Raw genomic sequence first — 11,819 nt, forward strand, 5'->3', positions numbered from 1 at the left:
CGCCCAGATCCACGGAGCGCCGATCGACATGGTTACGCACCCACGCCGTGGCGGCTTCGGCTTCGTTGGCGTTGAGATTGGTATCCTGGAAAAAGGCACCGTGACCGGCTACCCCTTGCTGCGTCGTGTTTTCACTCATTTTCGTCACCCCTTACTCGTCGCCATGGCTTTCGAGCCAGTCTTCGTAGTCCTCGCGCTTTTCATCGATGAAGTCCTCGATCACGTCGAAGAGATTTTCATCCATGGTTTCCAAGGATTTCAGCACGCCTGTCATTTCCCAGATGGTGTACATTTCCACGGAGGTCTTCAGCGAAACTTCCCAGGCAGTTTCCACAGTCTGCAGGGTGCGCACCGGGATCGCCTTGCGCAACACGCGAAGATCGCCTTCGACCTTTTGAATGTTTGGACCCCAGTCGGGGAAGTGATCCGGCTGGATCATATCGGGAGACAACTGATTGCCGGTAGTGATGAGCTTGAGCATCACGCGCCCGAAGGGCCGCAACACGTCTTTCGCAGACTGCATGCCATGGCGAATAGAAACCTCGCGCATGATCATCACCAAGCCACCAGGGGAATTCTTAAAGGGGCAACGTGCGGCACAGGTCATACACTGCGCACAAGCCCAGATTTTCTCCTGCATGGCGTCGTAAATCTGCTCCACGTTTTCCGTCCACAAGAGCTGGACGATTTCCCGCGGGCTGTAATCGTAAAACTGTGCCGACGGACAGGTGGCGGTGCAGATACCGCAGTTAAGACAACCATTGAGTTCGTGATCGTACCGGAAGTCGGCACGAATCTCATCGAACATCTCTTTCATTTCAGCGTAAGTCGCCATTTACTTGCTCCTCACTAGCAGTAGTAAGCCGATATCTGTCTGACCGCCACACCCCTGATCCGTTCCGATCAGGTGAACAAGGTGATGTCGGACTCGCCCGCAAATTCAAAGAAGGCGGCCGCTCCACCCAACTCGATGCCGTCGATGAAATCGGCCGTATCAAACTCGAACAGGTCTACCGTCATCTGGCAGGCAATCATGCGCACTTCCGCCTCGACGCAGAGTTCACGCAACTCTTCAAGACTCGCCACGCCCTTGGCCTTCATCTTGCTTTTCATCATGGAAGTTGCCATACCTTCCATTCCCGGCAAGACCATCATCAATGTCGGCATAGGCACCGGCATAGGCATGGCCGGGTTTCCGAGCGGGCTGACTCGCAAATGCCCAAGATCCTTCTTCAGCAACTGCAGACCATAAAAGGTGAAGAAGATTTCCACGCTATAACCAAGAGCCGCTGCGGTAGAGGCCAAGATAAAAGGCGGGTAACCCCAATCCAGCGTACCCTTGGTGGCGATAATCGCCAGTTTCTTTTCATCCATAATTCACTCCTCGAGGGCACCAGAAATCGATTCTCGGGCGCCTCAGGCTCATCAGGCCTTTTGAATGAAGAACACGAACTCGCCGCCGGCTTCCGCCTGGTCGAGCAGAGGATTCTTCGTCTGCTTGGAGAACGCCTCAAAGTCCTTCACTGCACCGGGATCGGTAGCAACGATTTTCAGGACTTGTCCGGCATTCATCTCTCCCAGGGCCTTCTTGGTGCGCAGGATGGGCAGCGGGCAGTTCAATCCACGGGCATCCAGCAACTTGTCTTCTTGTACCATTGCAACCTCCACTCTCAAGTCAAACAACAGCGTATGAATGTATCAGGATTTGCCCGTCAAGCAAGGCAAAGATTTTAATTTGTTGATTAGTTCGGCATATTTCAGCATATTCTTATACGCTAGGCTAGACAATGGGAAAAGAGCGGTTAGCCCAGCCCGAAATCCCACCTCGCAGGTTGTATACCTCCGAGAAGCCTTGTGCGGCCGCGAAAGCGCAGGCCTGCGATGAGCGCCCACCGCTCAGACAATAGAATACCAAGGGCTTCTCCTTATCGATCTCGGCCATACTCATTGGCAGCAGATGCAGGGGAATGTGTTTTGCGCCGCTGATCATCCCGCGGGCAACCTCGGCCGGTGAACGCACGTCAATCAAAGTGAAGGCCTGCGCCTTCTCCTGCATCTCCTTCAACTGCTCGGCGGTAATTTCTTTGAAGCCATACATGATCTTAGATCCACTCCCAAACAGAATTCGTTAATGGTAGCATCTCTACCGACCAGAATTCTAATCTATCTCATCCCCCAAGACGCATCATAAATATTTTTGAAGAGCGTTTGCGATCCTGATCGAAGACATGGCGCTCGGGTTTGTCTTGCCAGATACCCTGTGCGATCGCCTTGCCGAGTTCGACCATACCCATGCCAGCGCGGAGCAGGGGACGCAATTCCATACCTGCCTCCTGACCGAGACAAAAGACGAGACGGCCGGTTGCCGTCAGACGTACGCGATTGCAAGTCGCACAAAAGTTGTCACTGATAGGGGTGATGAAACCGATGCTGCCCTGCCCACCCGGCAGGGCGTACCGTCTTGCCGGACCTTGGTCGCGACTGTTCGCAAGCGGTAAAAGCGCACCAAACTCTCTCTCGATTGTCGCCCGAGCCTCACTCGCAGAGAGGTAATCTTGCTCCTGACTACCGCTGCCCGCGCTACCCAGCGGCATGGTTTCTATGAAGCGAATCTCCAAGCCACGGGCGACCGCGTAATCGACCAGAGACGCCAATTCCGACCCGTTGACGCTACGCAAAAGGACCGCATTGATCTTGATGCGGGGTATGCCAGCCGCACGCGCGGCATCGATGCCGCGTAGCACGCGCGGCAACATCCCCCCCCGGGTTACCTGTTGAAACTTGTCGGGGTCGAGGCTATCCAGGCTAATATTGAGACTGTTCAGCCCCGCCTGGGCAAGAGGTTCGGCCAAGCGATCGAGCAGATAGCCATTACTACTGAGGCTGATTTTACCGATACCAAGTTCGTTGGCGTAGCGGACATGCGCCAACAAGCTAGGATGGATGAGAGGTTCGCCGCCAGTAAAGCGCAGATGTCGGAGACCCAGGGCCTGAAAACTGCGCAGGACGAGGTGAATCTCGTCAGGACGCAGATGTTCCTCACGCTCGAAGTACGGTGTGCCTTCCGCTGGGCTGCAGTACTGACAGCGAAAGTTGCAGTGTTCAGTAAGGGATAGCCGCAGGTAGGTGATGCGTCTGCCATATTGATCCCAAAGCCCCCCCACCTCGGGCAGGCTACTTATCTGCCCAGAGGGAGTGCAGTAGCCTTGTTTGTCAGCAGCGCTGGCGACCATGATACAGGTTCACCACATGCTGTGCCTCGACAAAGAACAGCCAGCGCTCCACTCCCAGCCCAAACACGATGGACACCGCGGCAATGACCGCCGCAACGGCTGACTGATAAGCTACGGCAAATGCCAGTGCAATGATCGGCACGATGACAGCGAAGAAATACATCATCAGCTTGATCCCGCGAGCCTTATCGCGCGCCAACGTATGGCCGAACTCCTCGGTAAGGAAGGTGCCAAAGGTATGTCCCTGATCCAGAATGCGGACAGTGAAACGATTGAAACCCGTTGCCGTGCGAATCGTCGGTCCAGAGGGACGCGCAATCCAGAAGTAATAGATGGCCTTCATCACCGCCACGGCAGCGATCAGGGCAATGGCAATACCCACAAAAACTCCGGCACTCTCGCCCGTGACAATACGCACGGCAGCAAGGAGCGTGGCGCCGATGGCGAGACCCATGGCATAGAAATTGGCCGGTACCAGAGCCGTATTCCACTGGCGAATGGTACGCAGCACGGCGTAGATCATGCCTTGGCAGAAGATGGTGATGAGTCCGATCACCCCTGCCAGACTAGCGAGGATCAGACCGACTGTGGCATCAGGGGCGCCCGTCACAAAAGTCCAGACCAGGTAGGCAAAGGCAAAGGGATAATACGCAACCGCAAAGATACCTTCGCGTGCCAACCAGGACGTACGCCAGCGGGTGAAGGCCCGCCACGCATTTTTGGGATTGGCAAGATGCGCCGTCGAGGACAGCATGCCAATCGTGACAAAGATCAGCGACAAAATCACCGCAGCGAGGGTTTGGATGGGACTCAGTCCACCATCAATATGCAGATCGTTGACGATGGCAACGAGGGCCATCAGGCCAAATCCGCCGCCAGAAAACAGGGTGAGAAAAATAACTGCCAGTGCCGCGTGCATAACGTCTCCTTAGCGCTCCACCACACGATTGACCCACTCCTTCACCTTTGCGCCGGCCTTCTTTTTCAGGCCTTCGGTGGGGATGGGGGCGTGCACGCGCGGCGGCAGATAATGGTTGCTCGGGTCATAGTTCAATTCGGGCATGAGCTGATAGCCCCCGCGCTCCCGCACCGCCCGACTGACCGGACTTTCTGGATCGTCGAAGTCACCGAACATGCGGGCATGCGCAGGACAGGTCAGTACGCAGGCCGGTTGACGCTCTTCTTCGGGGATTTCCATGTCGTAGATGCGGTCGATGCAGAGGGTGCACTTCTTCATCGTGCCGGAGACCCGATCCAGCTCGCGGGCGCCGTATGGGCAGGCCCAGGAGCAGTAATTGCAACCCATGCACTTGCTTTGGTCGACGAGAACGATTCCGTCTTCGGGGCGTTTGTGGCTCGCGCCAGTGGGGCAGACGGTGACGCACTCCGCATTTTCACAATGCATGCAGGACATCGGAAAATTGACCGTCTTGTTGTAGGGGTACTCCCCGATTTCGTAGTGCCGAATACGGTTGAACCAGACCCCGGACGGCTTCGCGCCATACGGGTTGTAATCCGTGAGTGGTGCCGTGGTGCCGCTGGTGTTCCATTCCTTACAAGCAACCGCACAGGCATGACAGCCTACGCAGGTGTCCAGATCAATGACTAATCCAAGTCTCATGTCGCGCTCCTTGCCTACTCAGGACTTGAGATTGACGGGCTTGTGGGTGTGATACCGTAGCACGTCCGGTGCCGGAGTATCGCCAGGTAACGGCTTCATGGTCGGGAAGGTGGGCCAGGTGCCCTCCTCACCCGGCGCCGCCGGATAAATCTTCACCATCAGATCATACCAAGCTGCCTGCCCGGTAATCGGGTCGGAGTTGGTCAAGCGCCGCTCGCCTTGTTTGGGCGGCAGTAATTCCGAAATCAGGTGATTCATCAGAAACCCACGGGTGGCCTCTGCGGCGTCGGGTTTCAGACCCCAGGCGCCGGATTGCTTGCCGATGGCGTTCCAGGTCCACACCGTGTCTTCCTGGCAACCTTCGATCAGCTTCACCTGTACGCGGATCTTGCCATTGTGGCTCTCGACCCAAACCCAGCTTTTGTCCTGGATCCCCATCTGCTCGCCGCGCTGCCGATTCATGTACAGATAATTCTGTGCGATGATCTGGCGCAACCAGGCATTCTGGCTATCCCAGGAGTGATACATCATCATGGGGCGCTGATTGACAGCAAAGAACGGGTATTCCTTCTTATCGATACGCTGTTGCTCCAAGGGCTCGTAGAAGTCTGGCAACGGGTCGAAATAGGTAGCCAGACGCTCGCGGTCGACCGGATCCTTGGGCATCGGACCATCATATAGGCCCTGACCCGCCAAGCGGAAGCGCTGGAAGGCTTCGGAGTATAACTCGATGATGATAGGGTCGGCCGTAGGATTGAATCCCACCCGCTGCGCCAGCTCCAGATATTCTTTGTTAGCAAAGCGATAGAAGCGTTGGGACTTGGGCAGGTGATACTGGAAGAACCCCTGATTCTCGATGTAACGATCCCACTGATTGGGGTTCGGTTCACCGCGCAGGTGCGTCTCGCCATCCTTACCCCGCCAACCGGCCAGAAAGCCGATTCCCGGAGCACGCTCGAAATTGGCAATGAAATCCTTGTAGCCGCTGTACTTGGGCGTACCATCCTCCTTGGTGAAGGCAGGCAGTTTCAAACGCCCCCCCAGCTCCACCATCACGTCCTGCCAGGGGCGCACATTGCGGTCCGGCTTAAGGATCGGGTGGCGGATGGAGTCACAGATGGCATCCGGCTCGGAAATGGGTCGATCCAAGAGCGAGATGGAATCGTAGCGCTCCAGGTAGGTGGTATCGGGCAGGATCAGATCCCCAAAGTTCACCATTTCCGAATGGAAGGCGTCGATGACCACCAAAAACGGGATCTTGTACTCGCCATTTTCGTCCTTGGCCTTCAGCATCTCCTGCACATTGGCGGTATTCATGGTGGAGTTCCAACTCATGTTCGCCATGAAGAAGATCAGGGTGTCGATACCGTAGGGGTCCTTGTTGACGGCGTTGGTGATCACCATGTGCATCAGGCCATGGTTGGCAATCGGTGCCTCCCAGGAATAGGCCTTATCGATGCGCTTTGGATTACCATTCTCGTCGATGACGAGGTCTTCCGGCGCAGTCGGGAAACCGAGCGGCAAGGACTTCAGTGGTGTATTGGGAGCGCTGTGCTGCGCCGGCTTGTTTGGCGGCGGCACCGGCTTGGGGTATGGCGCTTTGGCGCGGAAGCCACCGGGACAGTCGATGGTGCCCAAGAGAATCTGTACCAGGTGAATGGCACGTGCAGCCTGCATACCGTTGGAATGCGCCGAGATACCGCGCATGGCGTGCATGGACACTGGCCGCCCGATGAATTTGTCATGCTTGCGGCCCGCCCAGTCGGTCCATTCGACTTCAATCTCGATGCTTTCCTTGAACGCGACGTGGGCCATTTCCAGGGCCAGCCGCTCGATGGTTTCAGCCGGAATGCCAGTGATCTTGCTGGCGTTGGCGGGGCTATAGCGGTCGTCCAGGTAGCGCTCGGCGAGAATGGACATGATGGTGCGCACGGGCCGACCATCGGGAGTCTGGAATTCGCCAAAGAGGGCTGCCTTGACGCCAGGCTGCATGCCATTGACGTAGGCCTGCTGTTCGAGATCCCAGACCAGAGGGTGCCCCTCGGCATCGCGCCAGATCAGACCGTCACCCTTCTGACCGGGGGTATTCACCACCAGGAAGGGGGCATTGGTGTAGCGCAGCAAAAAGTCCCAATCGAACTGCTCATTCTGCAAAAGCACATGCACCATGGACAGGGCGAACATACCATCGGTGCCCGGACGGATAGGCACCCACTCGTCGGCAATGGCCTGATAGCCGGTGCGCGCCGGATTGACACCCACAAACTTGCCACCGTTACGCTTGAGTTTCTCCAGACCAATCTTCATCGGATTGGAGGAGTGATCTTCGGCGACACCCCAGAGCATGAAGTACTTGGTGCGATCCCAGTCCGGGTCACCAAACTCCCAGAAGGCGTGGCCGAGCATGTACAGGCCGGCAGTGGCCATATTGACAGAGCAGAAGCCGCCATGCGCAGACCAGTTGAGGGTGCCAAATTGCTGCGCCCAAAGCCCGGTGAGCGCCTGCATCTGGTCACGACCGGTAAAGTAGGCCAACTTGTTGGGGTCCGTCGCGCGAATGTGTTCAAGGCGTTTGGTCAGAGTGTCGAGAGCTTCCTCCCAGGAAATCTCTTCGAACTCGCCGGCACCACGCTCAGTGCCTGGCTTGCGCCGCAAAGGATTGCGCAATTTAGCCGGGGAGTACTGCTTCATGATCCCCGCCGAGCCCTTGGCGCAGAGCACTCCCTGGTTGATCGGATGATTGCGGTTACCCTGGATGAAACGCACCTTGTTGTCTTCTACGGTGACCTTGATACCGCAGCGACAGGCGCACATGTAGCAGGTACTGTACTTGATTTCCTGCTTCTTGTGATCCTCGAACTCCATGACCGTAGCCATCGCCTGACCTCACTGAAATTTGAACGGACCCACCGGAAAGGTAGGGAGATGATGGTCGCCGAGCCATGGCGATAAAGCAACTCAGCTTTTTTGATTTTGTAATAAGGGAGGCTTATTTGCCTGGACAGCCCAAAGTCGATAAGTTCACCCTGTCCTGAAACGTGTGGAGACCAGAGATGAATCGTAACGATTTCAAAGAACATACCCGGATTACCGTCACCTGGAAAGACAAGGAAGGTAAGCTGCGCCCTGGCAATTTCTATGTCTATGCCCTGTTGAAGGACGCCATGATCGTCCGCGCCACCGATAAGGACGGCCTGCTACGCAAGCTGCCCTTCTCCGACGTGCTGCGGATCGTCAAGTGCCAGGATGTAGCGCCGCAGGATCGTTACATGATCCCGGATGAAATTTTGAAAGAGAGCAACTGGAAAGATCGCGACGTGATGGTGCGTTACAGCTCCTCTCCGCACCGCGGCAAGTAATAGCAAGCACCACGACGGGGAGCGCTGCGACTACGCCCCTCCCCGCTTCATTGCCCAGCGCTTGGCTTGCGTTCCCAGACGCCAGATTTGCCCCCCTCCTTGCGCAACAGACAAATCCCGGTCAAAGACATGCCCCGGTCGATAGCCTTGCACATGTCGTAAATGGTCAGCAAGGCGACGCTCACTGCGGTGAGCGCTTCCATTTCCACGCCGGTCTGTCCCTGGCAGCGCGCCTCGGCTTCGCAGCGTACCTCGCTCGAATCGGCATCGAGCGCAAAGCGGATTTCTACGCCAGTCAAGAACAGTGGGTGTGCCAAAGGGATCAATTCGGCTGTGCGTTTACTGGCCTGAATCGCAGCAATTCGCGCCACTGCCAGCACATCTCCCTTGTGCATATCTCCAGCACGGATCCGTGTGAGGGTTGCCGGGGCCATGCGAATGGCGCCACTGGCTACGGCGCGCCGCAAGGTGGCCGGTTTGGCACCCACCTCCACCATCTGCGCCTCGCCCTGTTGCGTAAAATGCGTTAGAGATTTTTCCTGCATTGGATATTGGCACTCCTTTTGCTTAGTCTAGGCGATTGCTCGGCCATCGGTTTCCCATGCGTTTACGACTTTTCTTACTGGGTATCTGCCTCAACCTGTTGCTCTGGCCCCTGCAAGGCCTAGCCGAGCTACGCTTTCTGCTGCCACCGGTCAGCAGCCCTTCGGTCATGTTCGCGGCCTTTGCACCTCTCGCGACGCACTTGCAAAAATCCCTTGGCGAGCCAATTCAGCTCAGCTTCAGTGCGGATCTTCACCAATTCTACCTGAAGGCGAGAGAAAAACGAGCGCAAATCGTTTTGCTCTGCCCGATTGCGTATCTAAAGATCGCCCACAGCGATCCATATACTCCCCTCGCTGGCCTGGTGCCACCCCCCGGCGGCAACGAGAGCGTGATCGTCGTCCGCAGCGACAGTCCGATCCACACGGTCCTGCAGTTACGTGGGAAATCCTTCATTTTGGGGAATCCCGCCTGTGCGGCATCGGCCCTGGTGCCCCTTTCTCTGCTGGATGCTGCCGGCATCAAACGACGGGATCTCAGCGAACTGGGACAAGGCGGAAGCGACAGCAATGCGTTGATGGATGTGGCAGCGCGCTTCTATGATGCAACTGCCGTTGCCGAAAACGTTGCCGTACCGTATCTACGCGCAGGCACCCTGCGCGTGATTGCCCGCAGTACCGTCGGGCCCGGCGATCTCATCGCTGCATCAGAGAGCGTCCCCGCAGCGCAGCAGGCGGCAATCCGCCAGGCATTGCTTGATCTGGCACAGCAGGACCCCAACGCCATGGCGGCAATCCATGCGCTGGCAACCCGCTTCACCCCCATCTCTCCCGGCACCTATGGACCATTGCGCAGTCTATATGCTGACCTATATGGCGAAGAGCTGACGCCGAGGTTGCAACGCCCACGTTGGCGCCTGGGCATTCCGCCCGCGTTTTCTCCTTTGACCGCAGCGCGCCTGTTTCAACCCTTGCGCCTGGCTCTGGAAAAGGCGACGGGCAAGGCCATCGAAATTTCGCTGCCGCGCGACGAAAGGCAATATCTGCAGCAACTCCAGGCGGGACGCTACCAGTTTGCGCTCTTGAGTCCGCTGATGACGAAAGCCGCGCAGGGCCACATTCGTCGCTTGGCCACTCTGATTCCGAATGCTGGATCTTCAGGTCTGGCGCTGGTGCGCATCGCTGGCGTCAAAACAGCACCAGCGCAACTGCGGATTGCGTACGGCAGCCCCTACTGCAGCGCCAGAGATCTGATCGCCGACAAGGTTGCCGGTTTTGCTGCCGGAAAACCGCTCTCCTGGTGGCCGGTGGATTCGGAACGCGCAGTGTTCACCGCGCTTGGCAGTGGCCAGGCAAATTTGGGGGTTGTGCGCAGTGCGACGGTGGACAGTCTCGCTGCCGCCATGCCGCATACTTGGCAAATCGTCGCTCGCACCGGTCCCGCGCCGGCCTGGGACCTCGTCGCCAGCCCGGCAATTTCGCGCGCCCAGAACGCGCAGGTTCGCAACATTTTGGCTACACTCCCGAAACAGGCCCTGACGGCCGCGGGCTTTCAGGAGGTCAACCCACAGCCATGAAGTTCACTAACGCCAACAGCCTTTCCCACGCACTGTGACGCCGTCAGTTCCCCACCTCTGGCAACGCCTGACCTGGCGCAGTAAGAGCATGGCCTTGGTCGCGCTTCTCATCGCCATGATTTATCTGTTGATCGCCACCTTTCTCTATACCTCCGTGCGAGCCGACCTGACCAGTCAGTTACAGACGGAAATCCGCCATCTCACTGATAGTATCGCCAGCTCGGCAGCCAATCCTCTACTTCTCAAAGATGCAGGCCATCTTGCGCAACTCGCCAACAGCGGGAACTCTCTCGTATCTGCGGTACTGATCGTCGACCGCTCCAACACCGTGGTTGCTAGCACGGATCTTGCGCAGGTAGGCACGCAGATACCGCCTGCGGCGACCAAAATGCTGCCCCGGAAATATGGCTACTCCGCCACCATCATTGCCGGCAATCAGCGCCTGGGTACGGTATGGCTGCGCAGTGCCACTCCAGAAATCGATCGTCTCATCGCCCAAAAACTCGAGCACACCACCAGTCGACTCCTGATCCTCGGCATCATCACTGCCATTATCGGCCTCATTGGTGCCTATCTGGTCAGTCTTGCCATCACGCGACCGATATCGCGACTCATGCATGAAATGGAAGCCATGCAACGGCAGTTCGGTATCCGCGAGGAAGCGCAAGCAGAAGAGACAGACGAATATCGGGATGAACTGCATCGTCTCGAACTTGCCTTTCGCTCCCTTGTGACACGGCTGCGCGAACACCTGCTGGAGTTGCGCAAACTCAATCAGCGGCAGCAGGCCATGCAGTGTATGGTGACCATCGGGCAAATGTCGTCGCAGGTCGCACACGAGATTCGCAATGCCTTGTCCTCGGTGCGCGGGGCGGCACGCTATCTGGTGCGCTACGACGATCGCGACAACCGGGAGGAGTTTTTACAAATCATTGAAGAAGAGGTGCAGCGCCTGTACGACATGACCCAGGGATTTTTGGATTTTGGCCGAAGCTATGACACCCATGTCGAGCCACACGAACTCTGCCCATTCCTGCAGCACTGCATACAGCGGCACGTGACGGACTTCGATACCCGCGCAATTCGCGTGACCCTGGACTGTAGTCCTGGCCTGCAGACGAGCTTCGATGCCTCCTTGATGGGGCAGGCGGTCAGCAACCTCTTGCTCAACGCCTGTGATGCCGTTCCTGCCCAAGAAGGTCGCATTCTGCTGCGGGCCGCAGCCCTCACGGACAGTGTCGAGATCAGTGTACAAGACAATGGACCGGGCATTCCCGAAGCGCAATGGACGGAGGTTTTCAAACCTTACGTTACGAGCAAAACCAAGGGGAGTGGACTTGGTCTGGCGATTGTCTCCAAAATCATGATGGTCCACGACGGTAGCGTAGAGTTGCGCCGGGTGCAGGGATATGGGGCCTGTTTCGTGCTCACGTTACCACTCGCACGCAGCAACCGGGCAGAGCTCATTAACGAAGGCTGAGGAGCAG

At 57.2% G+C, this 11,819-nt stretch carries 12 protein-coding genes and 1 pseudogene; 3 read left to right on the forward strand and 10 right to left on the reverse strand.

The annotated features are described in order from the left end of the window. From AC2VNM_RS07100 to AC2VNM_RS07140, 9 genes and pseudogenes are all read right to left on the reverse strand, one after another. Window positions 1–139, reverse strand: a pseudogene (locus AC2VNM_RS07100) (heterodisulfide reductase subunit B); the annotation flags it as partial. A 12-nt stretch (window positions 140–151) separates the two neighbouring features. Then, the gene (locus tag AC2VNM_RS07105) at window positions 152–835 is read right to left on the reverse strand and encodes a 4Fe-4S dicluster domain-containing protein (RefSeq protein WP_215872244.1); all 684 of its coding nucleotides are present in this window, start codon (window positions 833–835) and stop codon (window positions 152–154) included. 68 nt (window positions 836–903) lie between these two features. Beyond that, on the reverse strand, window positions 904–1,374 hold the full coding sequence (gene dsrE2 / locus AC2VNM_RS07110; protein WP_483166900.1) for a sulfur carrier protein DsrE2: 471 nt from the start codon (window positions 1,372–1,374) through the stop codon (window positions 904–906). A 51-nt stretch (window positions 1,375–1,425) separates the two neighbouring features. After that, a complete protein-coding gene (locus tag AC2VNM_RS07115) occupies window positions 1,426–1,656 on the reverse strand; it encodes a sulfurtransferase TusA family protein (protein WP_215872246.1) in 231 nt (76 codons plus the stop codon). Window positions 1,657–1,780: 124 nt separating this feature from the next. Further along, on the reverse strand, window positions 1,781–2,098 hold the full coding sequence (locus AC2VNM_RS07120; protein WP_483166901.1) for a rhodanese-like domain-containing protein: 318 nt from the start codon (window positions 2,096–2,098) through the stop codon (window positions 1,781–1,783). A gap of 70 nt (window positions 2,099–2,168) precedes the next feature. Next, window positions 2,169–3,233, reverse strand: coding sequence for a GTP 3',8-cyclase MoaA (gene moaA / locus AC2VNM_RS07125; RefSeq protein ID WP_483166902.1), 1,065 nt, complete (start codon window positions 3,231–3,233; stop codon window positions 2,169–2,171). Further along, window positions 3,214–4,152 carry a dimethyl sulfoxide reductase anchor subunit family protein gene (locus AC2VNM_RS07130; protein ID WP_483166903.1) on the reverse strand — a complete coding sequence of 313 codons (939 nt, stop codon included), beginning with the start codon at window positions 4,150–4,152 and terminating at the stop codon, window positions 3,214–3,216. Before AC2VNM_RS07130 ends, moaA begins: the two co-directional genes overlap by 20 nt. 9 nt (window positions 4,153–4,161) lie before the next feature. Beyond that, window positions 4,162–4,854, reverse strand: coding sequence for a 4Fe-4S dicluster domain-containing protein (locus tag AC2VNM_RS07135; protein ID WP_215872250.1), 693 nt, complete (start codon window positions 4,852–4,854; stop codon window positions 4,162–4,164). A gap of 18 nt (window positions 4,855–4,872) precedes the next feature. Next, complete coding sequence (locus AC2VNM_RS07140) at window positions 4,873–7,731, reverse strand: molybdopterin oxidoreductase family protein (protein WP_483166904.1); 2,859 nt, start codon at window positions 7,729–7,731, stop codon at window positions 4,873–4,875. A gap of 176 nt (window positions 7,732–7,907) precedes the next feature. Between AC2VNM_RS07140 and AC2VNM_RS07145 the strand changes: the two genes are divergently transcribed. Further along, window positions 7,908–8,213, forward strand: a complete 306-nt coding sequence (locus AC2VNM_RS07145) for a hypothetical protein (protein ID WP_215872252.1) — start codon at window positions 7,908–7,910, stop codon at window positions 8,211–8,213. A gap of 47 nt (window positions 8,214–8,260) precedes the next feature. On the opposite strand, the gene moaC is transcribed toward AC2VNM_RS07145, so the two are convergent. Next, window positions 8,261–8,758 carry a cyclic pyranopterin monophosphate synthase MoaC gene (moaC, locus tag AC2VNM_RS07150; RefSeq protein ID WP_483166905.1) on the reverse strand — a complete coding sequence of 166 codons (498 nt, stop codon included), beginning with the start codon at window positions 8,756–8,758 and terminating at the stop codon, window positions 8,261–8,263. A gap of 56 nt (window positions 8,759–8,814) precedes the next feature. On the opposite strand from moaC, the gene AC2VNM_RS07155 reads away from it, so the two are divergent. Both AC2VNM_RS07155 and AC2VNM_RS07160 read left to right on the forward strand, forming a co-directional pair. Further along, complete coding sequence (locus tag AC2VNM_RS07155) at window positions 8,815–10,332, forward strand: PhnD/SsuA/transferrin family substrate-binding protein (RefSeq protein ID WP_483166906.1); 1,518 nt, start codon at window positions 8,815–8,817, stop codon at window positions 10,330–10,332. Window positions 10,333–10,420: 88 nt separating this feature from the next. Next, a complete protein-coding gene (locus AC2VNM_RS07160; protein WP_483190079.1) occupies window positions 10,421–11,812 on the forward strand; it encodes an ATP-binding protein in 1,392 nt (463 codons plus the stop codon). Window positions 11,813–11,819: the final 7 nt, after the last annotated feature.

It is taken from the genome of Acidithiobacillus sp. TH-A67 (assembly GCF_057473545.1).